The 17,679-nt window shown below is 35.6% G+C and carries 14 protein-coding genes and 1 other RNA gene; 3 read left to right on the plus strand and 12 right to left on the minus strand.

Features of this window, described 5'->3' with window-relative positions:
• Positions 1-31: 31 nt before the first annotated feature.
• The gene (locus LACWKB8_RS04505; RefSeq protein ID WP_038522585.1) at positions 32-445 is read right to left on the minus strand and encodes a MarR family winged helix-turn-helix transcriptional regulator; all 414 of its coding nucleotides are present in this window, start codon (positions 443-445) and stop codon (positions 32-34) included.
• Positions 446-817: 372 nt separating this feature from the next.
• Here LACWKB8_RS04505 and LACWKB8_RS04510 point away from each other — a divergent pair, with 372 nt between their 5' ends.
• Complete coding sequence (locus LACWKB8_RS04510) at positions 818-2,506, plus strand: NFACT family protein (RefSeq protein ID WP_038522587.1); 1,689 nt, start codon at positions 818-820, stop codon at positions 2,504-2,506.
• Between the two features lie 38 nt (positions 2,507-2,544).
• Here the strand turns inward: LACWKB8_RS04510 and LACWKB8_RS04515 are convergent, their stop codons facing one another.
• The 10 genes from LACWKB8_RS04515 to LACWKB8_RS04560 all read right to left on the minus strand — a co-directional run bounded on the left by LACWKB8_RS04515 (position 2,545) and on the right by LACWKB8_RS04560 (position 14,346).
• Positions 2,545-5,721, minus strand: coding sequence for a carbamoyl phosphate synthase large subunit (locus LACWKB8_RS04515; RefSeq protein ID WP_038522590.1), 3,177 nt, complete (start codon positions 5,719-5,721; stop codon positions 2,545-2,547).
• 2 nt (positions 5,722-5,723) lie between these two features.
• Positions 5,724-6,779 carry a carbamoyl phosphate synthase small subunit gene (locus tag LACWKB8_RS04520; RefSeq protein ID WP_038522593.1) on the minus strand — a complete coding sequence of 352 codons (1,056 nt, stop codon included), beginning with the start codon at positions 6,777-6,779 and terminating at the stop codon, positions 5,724-5,726.
• 4 nt (positions 6,780-6,783) lie between these two features.
• Complete coding sequence (locus tag LACWKB8_RS04525) at positions 6,784-7,689, minus strand: RluA family pseudouridine synthase (RefSeq protein WP_038522596.1); 906 nt, start codon at positions 7,687-7,689, stop codon at positions 6,784-6,786.
• Positions 7,682-8,146, minus strand: a complete 465-nt coding sequence (lspA, locus tag LACWKB8_RS04530) for a signal peptidase II (RefSeq protein WP_038522599.1) — start codon at positions 8,144-8,146, stop codon at positions 7,682-7,684. Before lspA ends, LACWKB8_RS04525 begins: the two co-directional genes overlap by 8 nt.
• A gap of 8 nt (positions 8,147-8,154) precedes the next feature.
• Positions 8,155-9,831, minus strand: coding sequence for a formate--tetrahydrofolate ligase (locus LACWKB8_RS04535; protein WP_038522601.1), 1,677 nt, complete (start codon positions 9,829-9,831; stop codon positions 8,155-8,157).
• 558 nt (positions 9,832-10,389) lie between these two features.
• Positions 10,390-11,619 carry a metallophosphoesterase gene (locus LACWKB8_RS04545; RefSeq protein ID WP_038522607.1) on the minus strand — a complete coding sequence of 410 codons (1,230 nt, stop codon included), beginning with the start codon at positions 11,617-11,619 and terminating at the stop codon, positions 10,390-10,392.
• Complete coding sequence (locus tag LACWKB8_RS04550) at positions 11,606-12,739, minus strand: class I SAM-dependent RNA methyltransferase (protein ID WP_038522610.1); 1,134 nt, start codon at positions 12,737-12,739, stop codon at positions 11,606-11,608. Before LACWKB8_RS04550 ends, LACWKB8_RS04545 begins: the two co-directional genes overlap by 14 nt.
• 66 nt (positions 12,740-12,805) lie before the next feature.
• Positions 12,806-13,218: RNase P RNA component class B (gene rnpB / locus LACWKB8_RS09135), an RNA gene on the minus strand.
• Positions 13,219-13,244: 26 nt separating this feature from the next.
• Entirely contained in the window at positions 13,245-13,685 is a 441-nt protein-coding gene (locus LACWKB8_RS04555; RefSeq protein ID WP_038522613.1) for a cell division regulator GpsB, read from the minus strand.
• A 94-nt stretch (positions 13,686-13,779) separates the two neighbouring features.
• Positions 13,780-14,346: a DUF1273 domain-containing protein gene (locus LACWKB8_RS04560; protein WP_038522616.1), complete on the minus strand. Its 567-nt coding sequence runs from the start codon at positions 14,344-14,346 to the stop codon at positions 13,780-13,782.
• Between the two features lie 69 nt (positions 14,347-14,415).
• On the opposite strand from LACWKB8_RS04560, the gene recU reads away from it, so the two are divergent.
• Both recU and LACWKB8_RS04570 read left to right on the plus strand, forming a co-directional pair.
• Positions 14,416-15,048, plus strand: a complete 633-nt coding sequence (recU, locus tag LACWKB8_RS04565; protein WP_038522619.1) for a Holliday junction resolvase RecU — start codon at positions 14,416-14,418, stop codon at positions 15,046-15,048.
• The gene (locus LACWKB8_RS04570) at positions 15,038-17,413 is read left to right on the plus strand and encodes a transglycosylase domain-containing protein (protein WP_082229342.1); all 2,376 of its coding nucleotides are present in this window, start codon (positions 15,038-15,040) and stop codon (positions 17,411-17,413) included. Before recU ends, LACWKB8_RS04570 begins: the two co-directional genes overlap by 11 nt.
• 38 nt (positions 17,414-17,451) lie before the next feature.
• Here the strand turns inward: LACWKB8_RS04570 and LACWKB8_RS04575 are convergent, their stop codons facing one another.
• Complete coding sequence (locus LACWKB8_RS04575) at positions 17,452-17,652, minus strand: DUF3923 family protein (protein ID WP_038522621.1); 201 nt, start codon at positions 17,650-17,652, stop codon at positions 17,452-17,454.
• Positions 17,653-17,679 lie beyond the last annotated feature (27 nt).

Below are 17,679 nucleotides of genomic sequence, written 5' to 3' on the forward strand. Positions count from 1 at the left end.
AGCATAAAAAAGTAGGTGTTTCGACTATCAACTATATAGAAGTTGATTTTTCAGTTTTCTGAACTAACTTAGTGAAAATCTGATTTAAAAGTTTAATTTCGTCGTCTGATAGTCCCTGTAATAAAGACTCCTCAATTTCTTTTAAAGTCTTCCTTAATTCTTCAATTTTTGCCAGGCCATGTTGATTTAACCAAACAGTTTTACTTGAATCAGTTTCAGAACGTTTAATAGTCACTAGACTCATAGTTTTTTTCTGCTGTAATTGCCTACTTAAAGTTGATAACGAAATTTGTAGTTTGTTAGCCAAATCCCCCATTTTTAAAGCTGTGTTGTTATTTCGGTAAAAATACAGTAATATTCTTGTTTGTGACAGATTCAACCCACATTTTCTGCTGATCTCATTTTTGATATTGCCCGCAATTGTACTAAATGATAAAACGTCCATTTAACTACCTTTTCTGATTAAAATAAATCATAAAAAAATTTTATAAACTAAATTAAAGCAATATTATGCTTGCTAAGCAGATATTAGAATAGCAGTTAAAAATTGTGAAACAATTGTGCTTAACTTTTATAGTAATATTTGTAACTATTAATTTTAGCTTATAAACATTCGCTGTGATAACTTTAAATCTATATTACCAGTATATCAAGTTTTTGCAATGTTTTCTTTTTTGATGCGTTATAAATTAATATATTAATAGCAGTACTCTATTTTAAGTTTAAGGCAATTTTGTAGTTTACAAAATGTAATTTGTCCCTTATACATATCAGCAAATAATTGGTATAATAGAAAACGTGTTTTGAGGTGATAATTATGGCTTATGATGGCTTATTCATACATAGTCTGTTAAATAGTGTTAGACCTTTAGTTGTAAACGGCAGGCTTTCAAAAATATACCAGCCATTTGCACAGGATTTAATATTAACTTTTAGAAAAGAACGCAAAAACATTCAACTCCTGCTTTCTGCTAATGCGCAATATCCACGTTTTTATGTGACGAAGCAGGCTATAGTTAATCCGGACAAGGCCCCTACTTTCGTAATGGTCTTACGCAAATACTTAGAGGGCTCTGTCTTACAATCGATTGATCAGGTTGGCGTTGACCGTATCGTCAATTTTAATTTTAGTAATCGTAACGAACTTGGTGATCAAGTTCAACTGGTTTTATCTCTAGAGCTAATGGGGCGTCACAGCAATGTTATTTTGTATGACCAAAAAAGTGGACAGATAATAGATCTGCTAAAACGGGTTAATCCTGATGAAAATCGGGTTCGCTTATTGCTGCCTAAAGCAAAATATGAATTACCTCCCCTTATCCCTGGAATTAATGGTTTTAAGATTACCGAGGCAGAATTTAATTTAAAAGCGACTGGTACAGATCCTGCAGCATTAGCCAAGCAATTTGGTGGCCTTGATCGTGATGATCGCCAAGAGCTTGAGGGCTATTTGGAAGACGATTTATCATTTTCATCTTTTAAAACTTTTATGGACCAGTTCGATAAAAAAGGTGCTTTTATATTAAAAACGCCGAAAAATAAACGAAAAATTTTCCCTTATTTGCCGTATCATTTGGACTTAACAAAAGAAGCTTCCGATCCTGATTTCAACCACGCGCTAGACGAGTTTTATCAGTATCAGTCAAATCAGGACTGGGTCAAACAAAAATCTAGTCAAATTGAACGTGTCATTAAAAATGAGCATAATAAACTGACCAAAAAAATTGTTAAGCTGAAAAAACAGTTGGATCAAGCAGAAAATTCCGAAGGCTATAGGATTCGTGGTGAGATTCTTAATGCGAATTTAGCTCAAGTAAAACCAGGAATGAGTCAAATAGAATTACCTAATTATTACGACAATAACAAACCAATTAAAATTAAACTTGATACTGCACTCTCTCCTGCTCGTAATGGTCAAAAGTACTTTACTAGGTATAAAAAGCTACGTGATTCAATCAAGCATGTTAAGGAGCAAATCAGCATTGCCCAAACTAATTTAAACTATTTTGATACAATTCAAACAGCTATTGACAACGCGGAACCCCAAGATATTGACCAAATTACTGATGAATTAACGAGTCAAGGTTATTTGAAAAAGCCACAAAAACCGAAGCGCAAAAAGAAAATTACGGAAAAAAATCTTAATAAATTCCGCATTTCATCGGGCAAGACCGTTTTGGTCGGTAAAAATAATTTACAAAATGATTGGTTAACTTTGAAGAAAGCCAATAAAACTGATATTTGGTTCCATGTCAAAAATATTCCAGGGTCACATGTCATATTACAATCTAGTGAAGCAACTGATGAAGACATTAAAGAAACTGCAGAGATTGCGGCCTATTTCTCTAAAGCTAAGAATTCAGCCCACGTTCAAGTAGATTATGTGGTTGACAAGCGAGTTAAAAAACCTAATGGCGCAAAGCCGGGTTTTGTAATTTATACTGGGCAAAATTCAATCGAAGTTACTCCAGAAAAAGAACGTGTTTTAAGTAAAAGAATTAAATAAAAACGAGGATGAACAAATCATCCTCGTTTCTTTTTCTGTTAAATCGGTTGCGTTGTTAAAGACAGTGATTCTAAAACAGATAAAATGAGTTCGGAAGTCTCAATACTGGAAAATACAGGGATATTTTGATTGAGAGCTTCATCTCTTATTCTAATCGCATCATCACTGGCAGAATCTGATAAATTAGTAATGTTAATAACCATGTCAATTTTATGCTGTCTTATTTTACTTAATAGACTACTTGAGCCACAGTTAATTTTTGAAGCAATTCCCGTTGTTATACCAGCTTCAGCTAAGCAATTAGCCGTCCCCTCCGTCGCAATTATTTTAAAACCTAAACGGTAAAATCGTTGGGCCAATTCTGTTACTTTTTTCTTATCCTCATCTCGTACTGAAATAAAGATCGTGCCAAAACTGGGAATACGTAAACCACTTGCTTCATAGCCTTTATACAAAGCTTTTGCTAGCTCTGTGTCTCTACCCATAACTGATCCTGAAGACTTCATCTTTGAGTCGAAAGTATTTTCACTTTGGTAATCAATATATGAGAAAACGGGCATTTTGACAAAAATAAAATTATTTGAATGCCACAGGCTATTCTTAAATCCTAATTCGGGCAAATTACTACCAATAAGCACCTCTGTGGCACACTCAGTTATGTCTTGACCGAGTGCTTTAGAGAGAAAAGCGATGTTATGCCCCGCATAGGGCTTGATTTGAAGTAAATAAATTTTCTTGTCTACAATCAAAAAATGGAGTGTAAAAATGCCCCGCATTTTCAAACGTTTAATCAGTGCAATGGTAAAGTCGGTTAAGTGCTTTTTACCAGTTTTTGCTAGATTTTGTGGTTTAAAAACTGCAATGGAATCAGATGCATGAGATCCAGTTTGTTCTAAATGCTCAATAATACCGGGAATAGTTACATTCTGACCATCGGATATAGCAGTAATCTCATATTTATTGCCTTCAATAAAATGAGATAAGCTAACTTTCGAAAGCTGATTTTCGTGCAAATACTTTTTAAGAGCAGGTAAATCATAAACTACGGCAGACTTTTGTTTAACTCCCATATTGTTAAAACCGCCAATTAAGATTGGAAAACCATGCTCATTAATAAATTTTTTAGCCTCAGACTTATCTACTGTTGTTAAAAGCTTATTTTGGTTTAAGTTCTTTAACGGCTTATTAAGTATCTGTTCAATTCGATCTTTAGGATTAATGTCACCGCTGCCTAGGATATTCAATCCATTTTCAATCAATTTTTTACATAAAGCGTTAATTTCTTTTCCCGAAAATTGTATTAACACATCCTTGATATGCTCTTTTTCAGCGATATGGAGAATACTTTCAACTGTAATTGGTTCAAAATAGACCTTGTCTGTCCTTTTATAACTAATAGCAACAGATTCGTCGTTATTTGATAGCAAAACAGTGTCATAATTATTTTTATGTAAAGTATCTAAAGCATGACTAATCATGTAGTCAAATTCACTCGTAACTGAAACTTGTGAAGGTAGCATACCGACCACTAGCACCTTCTTGCGTGCTGTGAGTGGAATGCTTTCGTCTTGAACGCCAAAAGCACCGTAATATGCGTTTACCAAAGGCTTAATGGTTCCTGCTGTCCCATCTATTTGTTGGTAGGCTGGTTTTAAATGCAGCTTTTCCAGACGTTTTTTAATGGCACTAACACTGATATGAGCCACTTGAGAAATTAAGACGTTGCGAAAACCCCTTTTTTTCGCTTCAAGCAATAAATTATCCGTCAATGCCTCATCGGCCAGTTTCTGAGCAATTTTAACTATATTTTCAAGCTTCTGAAAATATACTGGATGAATATGGATAATGTCCTGCAATTCATTGTAATTAAAGCCTTTAGCTATTGCGGCTAACAACTTAATTAAATGTAATTCATCGGGATGCCTTAAATCATCTATGATTTCTGACTTGTCTTTAGTTTTTTCACTGCGAAAGACGTTAATTGACATCTTGACGTTAACAGTTGAAGCTAAGCCTTTTAAAAAAGCTGATTCAAAGTTAGTACCTATTCCAATTGCTTCACCGCTGGCCTGCAACTTTGTTCCTAAAAGATAGTGATTACTACCTGATTGTGTTAGTGACCAGAAAGGCATTCTAATAGCTACTTTATCTAAAGTAGGTTCTACTGCAGCATTTAGTCCTGATAATGGATCTGTAATTTCATCTAACCGATAACCTAATGCGATTTTACAGACAATGTAGCCTAAACTATATAGTCCTACTCTTTTGGCCCAAATTGCACTGCGCGTTAATCTGGGTTTGATTGACAAAATTTTGACCGCAAACTTTGTACCCTGATGTTTAACAGCAAAATGAATATTCAAAATTCCCACGATTTGAAGTTTGTTAGCAATTTTTTTAGCAATTGTGCGGATTTGTTGTACTTGATCATTGTTGAGTGTCAAAGCCGGCATTACTGTTGCCGAGTCACCAGCATTAATGCCTACAGATTCAATAGTATCTGCTAAATTAGTAAAAAGAACATTTCCAGAACTGTCACGAATGACATTGGCAATGACTTCGCCCCAAGTGGAAAGGTCTTCAGATAAATGATAATTGCTATATGAAAAATGCTCTTTTTGTTGTTCTTTCTTCAGGTAATTCAGCAAGTCAGCCAGATTTTCAAAAACAATTTGCTCATTATGAGATGACTGATTTTCTTTGATTAGCATAAGCGGGAATTGAACTTGTTCAGAAATTTGTTTTTCTAAGTTATCAACTCTAAAGTCAGTTAAATTCCAATATTTGTTAACTTCAATATTATTAGCTGTTAAAAAAGCATTCATTTTCTGATGGTTGTCCATCATCAGAGTTTGGTTATTGAGAGTTAGCAACTTAACTCCCATTTGTTGTAATATACCGTCTTTAACCAATTCACGTGTTATTTTTAAACCGGTTGTAGAACCGTATGCTGAAATTATAGCATTAGGTTCTTCCATACGGATTATGCGCTTAAGAAATTCCAACGTCATTGGTTCAAGATAAACGGTTAATCCAGACTTTTTGTCAGTAGAAACAGTTGCCGGATTAGGATTAACTAAAACAATCTGAATGTCTTCTTCAAAAAGTGCTTTGATTGCGTCATTAACTAACAAGTCAGTTTCGGAAACCTTGCCAACTAAGGTTGGACCAGATCCAATAATTAACACTTTATCTAAATCATTTGCTAAAGGCATAATTACACCATCATCTTTACGAAGTTATCAAATATTGGCAGAGCATCAAGACTGCCTGGAGCTCCTTCCGCATTAAAAGCAGTTCCAATTACCTTATTTGCCTTATTGCTAAAACCTGCCAGCAGTTCACTGTGGAGATCATAAAATTCGTTTTCCATTGCGAATTGAACACTACTAGGTAAAACTAACTGGTCAATATTCATAGCAACCTGCCAAATTTGATTTGAATTTTGCTCTATCACGGGAAAGTTGATACCGTTATATACTTGCGGTAAATCAACTAATTCGAATTTCAAGAAATCACTTAATGCCAAGAAACCTAAGCCAATTCCCCATATAGGGATTTGACCATAAAAAGCATTCAAGATCGGTTCAAGATCTTCTCTAAGCTCGTCTACTCTGCCGGGTCCACCAGAAATGATTATACCCTGCGGACGTAAATTTTTAATGTCAGGAACTGACACATTATAAGGCAAGACGGTGGCGTTAACTTTACGCAAAGACAGCTCTCTAAGCATTGAATGTTTTAAACCCAAATCAATAATGGCCACGGTTTTGCCCACATTAGGAACAGCATAAGCATTTTTAGTAGAAACACTAGCTGATTTATTTTTCGGTAAAACCAATGCTCTTATTTGATCAAAGGCATGTTCATCATTGGTATCCATAATTGAGGCTTTGATAGTTTTCTCTTTATTTAAAAGATGAACTAAAGCCCTCGTATCCACGTTATAAATAGCAGGGATATTTTTTTCTTTTAAAAATGAGTCCAAATCTTGAAAATTTTCGCTATCAGAAATATTTTGAGCAACATCATTAGCAATGATACCTTTCACGGTCGGATTAATGCTTTCATAATCAATTGCATTAATGCCGTTTCCCCCAATCATTGGAGCAGTGTACACTAAAATCTTACCGGTATTGGTTGGATCTGTTAAAGCTTCCTGATAGCCAAAATTACCTGTTTGAATGGCTAGTTCGCCGGTCGAAATAATCGAAGCTCCTAACCCTTCTCCAGGGAAATAATTGCCATCTTCAAGAATTAAATATCTTTTCATTTAATCACTTTTTTCTTAATTCCGTCAGTCTTTCTAAAAAGATTTGCGGAGGCTCAACCTTAAATTCGAGCCATTTACCTGAATGTGGTTGCTTAAAACCTAAAATTTGAGCATGCAAAAATTGACCGTGGCCTTTTAAACTATGCTGGGGACCATATAATGGATCACCAGCAACTGGATGACCAATATATGAAAGATGTACCCTGATTTGATGAGTACGGCCAGTTTCAAGGCGACACTCAATTAGACTATAATTGTGAAATTGTTCGAGTACAGTAAAGTGTGTGACAGCCTCTTTACCATTTTCAACCACTGCCATCTTTTTACGGTTAAAGTGATCGCGTCCAATAGGAGCGTTTATTACCCCCGATTTTTCAGAAAAATTACCGTGAACAATTGCCAAATATAACCTTTTATTAGTTTTATGTGCTAATTGATTTTCTAAGCTCTCACGTGCAAAACTGTTTTTGGCTACCATTAATAAACCCGAAGTATCTTTGTCAATGCGATGAACAATTCCAGGACGAAAGCCCTCAGGACTTTGTGCTAAATTTTTGGTATGAAATAGCAGTGCATTAACAAGTGTATGATCTGGATGTCCGGCCGCTGGATGGACCACCATTCCCTGAGGTTTGTTAACCACAAGGACATCTTGATCTTCATATATAATATCGAGCGGTATATCCTCTGGTATCATAGCTAGTGGTTTTAGTTGCGGAATAGTAACAACAATTAAGTCGTTTTTTTGTACTTTATAAGAAGGTTTAACAACCTTATCATTTACCAAAATATTTTTATCACGCAATAATTCCTGGATTCTTGTCCGCGATAAGTTTGGAATTTTACTTGCAAGTAAACTGTCTAATCTACCCTGTTCGTCTTTGATTATGAATTGGTATTTATCAGGCATTATTTTTTTCACTTTCATCCAAAAATAAGAGATAAATAAACACCATAATTATTCCAATCGTGATGGCAGAGTCAGCCATATTAAAAATATTAAAATGAATAAATTCGACTTGGATCATATCAATAACATACTTTAAGTGTATACGGTCAATTAGATTCCCGATAATACCACCTAAAACTAAGGCTACCCCAGAGCTGAAAATCTTGCTATTAAAATTTTTTCTTAGCAGATAATATAAACAAACCACAATGGCAATTGCACTAATCAGGTAAAAAAGTCCCATTTGACCGGGTAAAATATTCCAGGCTGCCCCCTCATTTTGAATATATGTCAATGAAAAAACATGCGGAATAACCTGATGAGTTTCTCCCAGTTGATAGTTATTGACTATAAAAAACTTTAAAGCTTGATCTGAAGCAACGATTAGTAATGAAATTAATAAATAAAAAAATTGCATTGATAAAATTAAAATAAACCGCTGATTTTACCATTATTGTCTACATCAATTTCTAAAGCAGCTGGGTGTTTTGGTAAACCTGGCATGTCTAAAACATGCCCTGTCGTTATAACTATAAAACCAGCACCATTTTTCAAACTGGCTCCTTTGACATGCAAAGTAAAATCAGTTGGTGCACCCAACAATTTTTGGTTGTCAGTGAATGAATATTGTGTTTTAGCAATAATTACGGGTAATTTATCCTTTCCCATTTTTTCAAGCTCGTGAATATCTTTTTCAGCCTTTTCACTGTACTCAACTTTTGAGGCATGATAGATTTTTTGAGCTATTTTTTCAATTTTAGTTTTTACATCATCATCTTTTTGATATGTAGGTTTCAGTTTCCCAACGCCAGAATTTGCCAGTTTAACTACAGCTTTTGCTGCCTCTACTCCACCTTTTGAACCTTGTTCGTGGTAATCAACAACAACAGAATCAATTCCTTCATCTTTAATCAATTGCTGTAAGAGTGAAATTTCATTTTCAGTATCTGTTGCAAAATGGTTAATTAGAACAATAACGGGAATGCCGTAATTTCGCATATTATTCATATGTCTCTTAAGATTTGCAAAACCGCTACGTAAAGCAGACAGATTTTCAGTACTTAAGTTATCTGTAGTACCTTCAGCTTGGTATTTTAAGGCACGTACGGTGGCAACCACTACACTGGCATCGGGCTTTTTATCCAAATGACCCGAAACAAAGTCCATGAACTTTTGACCGCCCAAGTCGCTGCCAAATCCTGCCTCGGTCAATACATAATCACTTAAGTGCAAAGCCAAGTTAGTGGCAATGACAGTATTAGCGCCATGAGCAATATTAGCAAAAGGACCGCCGTGAACCAAAGCCGGTGTGTGTTCGATAGTTTGCACAAGATTAGGTTTAAGGGCATTGGCAAGTAAAGCCGCAATCGCACCTTCAAACCCAAGGTCACTAACGTAAACTGGTTTATCTTCCTTGGTATAACCAACTAACATCAAACCAATTCTTTTTTTCAAATCGTCAATATCGGTGGCCAAACATAAAATAGCCATTAACTCGTTAGCAACAGTAATTGCAAAACTTGATTTGTGCTCCACGCCGTTAAATTTGGAACCTTGACCGACAGTGATGTTTCTTAAACTACGGTCATTAACGTCAATTCCGCGCTTTAATAAGATTCTATCAGGATCAAGACCGATTGCATTTCCTTGATAAATGTAGTTATCAACTAAAGCAGCCAATGTGTCAATAGCAGCTGTCAAAGCATGCATATCACCCGTAAAGTGAAGGTTAATATCTTCCATAGGAATTACTTGCGCTTGTCCGCCGCCAGTTGCTCCGCCTTTTAAGCCGAAAACTGGTCCCATGGATGGTTCTCTTAAAGCAATCATGGTCTTTTCATGTAACTGGTTGTTGATGGCATCTGCCAGACCAATTGTCATAGTCGACTTACCTTCTCCTGCAGGAGTAGGTGAAATTGAAGTAACCAAAACAAGTTTACCCAAGTGCTTAGTTGCTAACGTCTTTTTAATCGCCTGCCAATTAATCTTAGCCTTGTCATTGCCGTATGGCTCAATATCTGTGCTATTTAAACCAACTTTAGCAGCAATTTCGCTAATGGGTAATGCGTGTGCTTCTTGTGCAATTTGAATATCTGTTTTCATTGCGCATGCCTCTTTCTGTATATTTAAATTTTAAAATTATTTTTCCATTTTAAGTAATACTCTTTTCATATTAGAATTTAGGTCCCACCTTTTAATTAATCATTTCAATTATAACAAATATTGCATGATTTTTATTCATTACTAGCCATAAATTAAGAATAACGCTAACTTTCCTCTTAGAAAGTAAAAAAGTGGGCTAAAAACCCACTTTTTATTTTTCACATCTTAGTAAAAAATATTGCCCTACTTCTGCAACTTTTATTTTATAAATTTTAAAACAATGCCATTGCAGCACAATCTGTGGTGCTGCCACCTTCTTTATCCGTGTGCGAAATGGTAATTTCAAAATGTTCTCATTCCAATAAGAATAAAAATATGTATAAAAAAGCAGCATAACAAAGACTAAGGCACAAATTAGTGCTGGCCAATTAAAGACTTTAGTGCTTTCATATAACAAGATTAGGCTTAAAAGCAACACAATAAAAACCCAACTGAAATAAATCAAGCCGCACCGTCCCAAAATGACAAAATGTTTCTTTTTCATACGATCTTCTTTCCTCAATATTTAATTTTAGCTTTTAAGTTACTATGATCAGTGGTATCAAATAATGTCTTCATATACTTACTAAATCTTGGTCTTTGACTGACTAAAAGTTTAAACTCAGGAGAATTGTAAAGCTTTTTAAGCTGCTTTTTTTCAATATGATTATGTCCAGTAAAGTACTGGTAGTTCATTTCAATAAAAAGATGGTTAACTTTTTGTAATAACTGAGATTCTTCAACGTTTAAATGATCTTTTTTATTCGTGTTACCTACTAAATTCCTAATTTGAATTTCTTTTAAATACGAATGAAAATGGGTTAACTCTTTATTTTGCCTCTCCTCTGCGGTCAAATAAGGACTCATATCAAACGTTTTGCGCTCATAGCTAACACAATTGGGACTGACTTTTACATTGCCATAAGCCTGATCATAAGAACAAAAACTTGAAGTTACTATTTCGGTCGCTGGAACTTTTTCCTTAGGACCAACAATGTTTTGCGCGTGAATATGCCCGGAAAAGACAATCTTAACATCATAATCTTGACACAAACGTCCTAATAATTGGGCATTGTTTAAAACAAATCCGCGATTAACCGCTGGATTATGAACGTAAAGATTATGGTGCAAAAATAGCAGTGGCCGCAAGCCCTCTTTTTTTGCCTGCTCTAATTGTCTTTGTAACCATAAAATCTGTTCTTCCCCTAATTGTCCTTCTGTAGTTGGGGCACCACTTGCTTCGTGGGTACCATAAATATTGGAATCGAGTAAAAGCAAAAGATATTGACTATTTAGCTTAACGCTGTAGGCTAATGAATTGGGGTCTTTACTATGTGCGCAATCATACGATTTTTTGAAAATATTCCGCCAATCTTCTGGGCTTATTTGATGAGCATATAATTGATTAGTCCCACGAAAAGATCTGGCCCAACCATCATAAATATCATGGTTACCGGGTAGCACCAGTAATTTTGTCTCTTTTAGCCTATCAAATATTTCGGCAAACTTTTGCGCAGAAATAAGTTCACCATTGAATGTGACATCACCTGTGACTATGATAGCAGCAGGCTTTTTTTCGTTGGTATAATCAGAAAAAGCCCGCAAGGCAGTTTCTTGGTAATTTAAATCCTTACCTTGGCTGGTACCTTGGATAAGCTGAAATGCTTTACCATCGTCATGTAAACTGTCAGCAATCAGATGCGTATCGGTAATGACCCAGAATTCCGTATTTGCTTTATTTGTGATCATTTTTCTTAGTCCAGTATTGGTAAAAGTCAACTCTTAAATTACCATTGAATAATTTCCGTTTTTTCGTTGCCTTTTTACCGAAAAATTCTTCAAACTTTGGATCTCCAACTAAATAATATTGACTGAAACTATCGTATTTTAAAAGCGTTTCTCCCATTTGTTGGTAAAGATCTTCTGCTGATTTGCGGTCCTTTAGTCTTTTTCCATAAGGTGGGTTAGCAATTAGGATGCCATTTTCCAAATCTGTAGCAAAATCTTTCACAGCAACTTGCTTAAAATAAATATCCTGTAAAACACCGGCATTATTGGCATTTAGTTTTGCTATTTCTAAAATAGATTGGTCAATATCACAAGCCCAAATTGGCTGCTCAAGAGGCTTGATTTGGCTTTTAGCTTCATTCACCATGTCTTGGTGCAGCGAATGATTAAACCAGTCAAAGCCATCAAATGCAAACTGACGCCATATTCCAGGTGCGATATTCTTGCCAATTAAAGCCGCTTCAATTGCTAAAGTCCCAGAACCTGTCATAGGATCAATCAATGGATGAGTACCGTCATAAGGAGTAAGTTTGAGCAAACCAGCTGCGAAGTTTTCTTTAAGCGGGGCACCGCCATGTTCTATTCTATAGCCTCTTTTAAATAAGCTTGAGCCGGTCGTATCAAGTGAAATTCTGGCAGTATCCTTATATATATGTATGTCAAGAAGATACTCATTGCCACTTTCAGGCAAAAAACCCCGCCGATGATATTGGTCAGACATTTTATTGACAATTGCTTTTTTTACAATTGACTGTATTCCGGGCTCAGAATGCAATTTTGACCTAACGGAACGACCACTAACTGGGAACTTAGCGTCAACTGGTAGCAATTCAGCCCAATCAATATCATAGACCTGGTTATAAAGCGTATCAAAGTCAGTGGCAGAAAATTCTTTAAGCAGAATTTTAACGCGGTCTGCTGCTCTCAACCACAAATTTGTCTTAACGATATCACTTTGATCACCATTAAAGAAAACACGACCGTTTTCAGTTCGCGTTTTATATCCCAGTGCTTGCAGTTCTTTAGCAACAACGCTCTCGAATCCAACACCCATTGTTGTATAAAGTTGATATTTTCCCATCTTCGACTCTTTCTTTTTAAAAAAAGCGTTGAGCCCTTTGAAAAGCTCAACGCTGCCAATGCAAATTTCTATAAGCCACGTTCTGTTCAGGTATTTGCGGCATAAATACCTTTAGCAGCCATCTATCTTTGTTAAATAATAACAATCCAATCTTTAGTTCAATTTCTTAGATTGAAACGCCCCCACCAAGTTTGGGTTGCACGCTCGCAGGGTTTACCTCGTTCCACCAAAAATGTTTTCATCTTTGCTTCGTCACTGTGGCACTTTTCAGAATATTCATGCATATCCTTAGTAGGACTTAGCATTTTTTTCGCCGTAATCTAAATTTTTTAAGCTGTTAAATTTGTTATTTCTGCTCAAAATTGTAGATTCTTTAGCTTATTGGGCTAAATACGATCACTACAAGCATCGCAGCTTGTGCGTGCGTGGACTTTCCTCAGTTTGATCATTTACATGTCAAACCGCGACTGCTCAAAATTTGCACCATTAAAAATTATAACAAAGCTTATTCTTTTTGTAACCCATAAACTCGTTGTTCAAGGTTATAAACTTTGCGCTCAAGTGTAGAAATTCTCTGAATAATAGCCATGTTAGTGGAATTTTCAGCTTGAGAATTTTCTTCATTCATTGAACCAAAGTTTTGACTTGCTCGCTGCTGACTAGGTGTATATGTACGTATATTTTCAGAAGTGGAAGAAAGACTTTCTGTTCTTGTTCTTTGATTCTGAAGGGAGTTTTCTTTATGTTGGTCTTCCATCAGTTCACCCTGAAGTTTACCAATTTGGCCATAAAGATCTTCAATTATTTGTTCAAAGGTATCATAATCAGCGATCACTTTATCTAAAAAAGCGTCTACTTCATCTGGGTCTAAACCTTTAACTTTAGTTCTAAATTGTTTTTTTAATATATCCTTCGTGGATAGTTGAATATCATTTAAATCTGCCATGATAATATACAACTCCTTTTCCAATCCCCCTTATTCTAGCAAAAACTAATCTAGCTTAAAACTAAAATGTTAACTTTTAAACAAAGTTATTATTTTATTCATCGAATTTATCTTCTTGATTTGCTTGATATTCTTCAGCTTCATCTTGTAGATCATAAAAATCAATTAATTCGAGCGGATAATCTGTCGTTTTTTGATAATCTCTGATTAAATTATAATCAAACTTAGGTTTACCAGGATTTTCCGTATCATATATCATTAGGGCACCGTCTGTGTGCATTAACATGAAGTTTTGATAATTTCGCAGTTGCACTGGACTATGATACGGTTCTTTGGAAGTTGAGGCAAAGAAATCAACTTGACTTTTTAAGGTCAAAAACTTTTCTTGATTGCTTTCATTCCATCTGCTGGCAAATTCTTCATAGGGAATAATGATAGAAACACGCACAGGAAATTTATCACGTAATTCAATAGCAACTTCACTTGCCCATTGCTCAACTCCTAAATTTGCCCCAGTAATTATCCAATCAAGCTGACCATTTTCCAGCAAGTTAGTCATATGCTTTTTTAAAACTAATTTAATGATTTTAATTTTAGGATCTTTATCACTATATGTATTTAATTCGTAATTGCGGTATCCAGTAATCCATAGTCTTTGCATAATGAAACAAATGGCTCCTTGTTCAAAAACTTTTTCTTTATTGCTATAATGCTAGCAGGAGTGAGATTGATGGTCAAATATCCAACCGGCAGCTCAGCTGCTTTTCGCAAAACAGATTATAAGTCTCAAAGTAAACGTCAAAAAAGAAAACATAAGAATATTAATTTTTCTGATCGAGGAATGAACCTTGAGCAAATGATTAATGAATCTAATAAGTATTACCGTGTTAAAGAAATAGCTGTAGTACACAAAAAGCCGACACCAGTTCAAATTGTGAAAGTTGATTATCCTAAAAGGTCACGGGCAGTGATCAAAGAAGCTTACTTTCGTCAAGAATCAACGACTGATTATAATGGTGTTTATAATGGCTACTATCTAGATTTTGAGGCTAAAGAAACTAAGAATAAGACCAATTTCCCTTTAAAAAACTTTCATGAACATCAAATAGTCCATTTAGCAGAATGCTTGAAGCAAAAAGGAATTTGCTTTACAATAATTGGATTTACGAGCTTAAATCGCTATTTTGTTACTCCGGCAAGTGCAATTATCAAAGCCTGGTGGACAAAAGATAAGAGCTCATTAACATTAAAAGAAGTTGAGGAATGGTCAATAGAGATTAAGAGCGGCTTTCAACCAACCCTTCCCTATTTGCAAGCTGTAGATCACTTTATCTCGGATAGGAAAATGAAAGATGACGAATAAAAACTTTAACTCAAATAATGGTCGTGAATCACGGAAGAATTATCGCCAGAATTTACCTAAACCATTATGGCGCAGAATACTCAAATGGGCTTTTTTAGGAATTTTTCTCCTATTAATTGCTGGTGTCGGGCTCTTTGCTTTTTATGCAAAAGATGCTCCTAATATCAGTAGAGCTGATTTAGAAAGCGGTGGTTCATCAGGTATTTATAATACTAATGGCAAATTCATCATGTCGCTTGGGACTGAAAAAAGGCTTTATGTTAAAGACAGCAAAGACTTACAGTTGTTAAAAGATGCTATTGTTTCAGTTGAAGACAAGCGCTTTTATAGGGATAACTTGGGTATCGACCCTATCCGTATAGTCGGATCGATGCTTACTAATGCTAAAAGTAAAAGTATTTCGGCTGGTGGTTCGACTATTACGCAGCAACTCGTTAAGCTGACCAAATTTTCAACTTCCGCATCACAACGTACCCTGCGGCGCAAGGCACAGGAAGCTTGGCTGGCTATGAGGGTACAACGTGAATACAGTCATGATGAAATCTTAGAGTTTTATATTAATAAGGTTTATATGAATTACGGCAATACTGGTATTGGTACGGCTGCTAATTTCTATTATGGTAAAAAAATTGGCGATTTAGACTTGGCGCAAACAGCAATGTTAGCGGGAATGCCTAATAGACCAACCGTTTATAATCCTTATACTTATCCGCAATATGCCAAGTATCGTCGGAACATAGTCTTAAAGGCAATGTTAAACAACAAAAAGATTACTCAGGAGCAATATGATCAGGCAGTTAAAGAAAGCGTAAAAAAGGGGTTAAAACCTCATAACAAACGTAAACAATCGAATTTACGTAAAATCAATGATCCTTATGTCAAGGAAGCAATTGCTGAAGTCAGAGCTAAAGGTTTTGATCCGTTTCGTGATAATTTGAAAATTACCATTAATATGGATCAAAAGGCGCAGAAAAAACTTTACGAATTGGCTAACAATGGTACTATTCCATTTACTAATGATAAAATGCAAATTGGTGCCTCAGTAGTTGACCCAAGCAATGGTCACGTAATTGCGATCTTAGGTGGTAGACACTTACCTTCTTCAGTTCAGTTAGGTTTGGATCGTGCCGTACAAACTTCGCGCTCAACGGGATCGTCAATCAAGCCTGTGCTAGATTATGGCCCGGCAATTGAATATCTTAATTGGTCGACTGCTAAAATGTTGGACGACAGCAAATATGTCTATCCGGGCACTAATATTCAGTTATATGACTGGGACAATAAATATGATGGCGTCATGACTATGAGACACGCCTTGGAACAATCACGAAATGTTCCGGCTGTTAAAACTTTGAAGGATGTCGGCATTAAGCGCGCAGCTAAATTTGCCGGTAAAATGGATATTAATATTCCTAAAGACTCTGGTCTTTCTGTTGCCATCGGTGCTAATGCTTCCAGTCTACAAATGGCAGGTGCATTCAGTGCTTTCTCTACAATGGGCGTCTACCATAAGCCGCAATTTGTTTCGAAAATTGAAACGCCAGATGGTTTAACAAGAAATTACGATTCCGAAGGAATTCGAGTAATGAGTAAAGCCACAGCCTATATGATTACAGATATGCTTAAAGGTGTCATAAAGAACGGTTCTGGAAAGAATGCGCAAATTAAAGGATTGCACCAAGCTGGTAAAACCGGTTCTGTTAAATATTCTGAAGAAGAATTAGCCCGTTACCCTAATTACAGGTCAACTCCGAAAGATTCATGGTTTGTTGGTTACACTCAAAGCTATTCAATAGGCGTTTGGACTGGTTATGATAACTTAAAGGACGGTACAATTTCTGGTATCGGTCAACAATCTGCTCAATTGTTTTATAAGAATATGATGTCTTATTTAATGAGAAATAAAGAAAATGTTGACTGGCAAAAACCTGATTCTGTCATCAGAGCTAGAATTGCTCGCAATTCAAATCCGCCTGAAGTATCATCAACTGGCGACTGGCAATTGTTCGTGCGGGGTCACTCTCCTATTGGTATTGTTGATGACAGTAGTGATTATGATGAAGATGATGAAAAAGCCGATAATAATAATTCTTCATCGACTACAAATACCCAAGAAAATAATTCAACTCGAAATGAGCAAAATGGTACCGCTAGACAATCAAATAAAAACCAAAGAAAATCTAAAAGTAAGAAGGAAAATCAACAGTCTACTAACGGAAATGAAAATAACTCCGAGGATTCTGGTCAGAATAATAATCAAAATGATTCTAATTCTGGCAATTCCACCGAAAATGAGCAAAAGCCTAATAAACCAGGTGGTGACAATTCAAATTCATCTAATGGCGAAGGTAGCCATCATCACTGAGTAAAAAAGAAACGTCGAAAAATTCCGACGTTTCTTTTTTATTTTCTTACTATCAAATAAACTAATAGTTCTACTAAAAGAATAAATATAAAGAAGACAATTAAAACAGCTAAGGAAACTAATTTAACATTCATGGTATTAACAGCGCCAGTTCCGTCATAAGGACGTAGCCAGAGAAATATTGCTGTGATTATGAAAAGGATTGTTAGAACTACGTTAGTTATGTGCCACTTATTCATCAAGTTTACCTCTCAAGCAAATTATAT

Source organism: Lactobacillus sp. wkB8, from assembly GCF_000761135.1.
GTDB lineage: Bacteria > Bacillota > Bacilli > Lactobacillales > Lactobacillaceae > Lactobacillus > Lactobacillus helsingborgensis.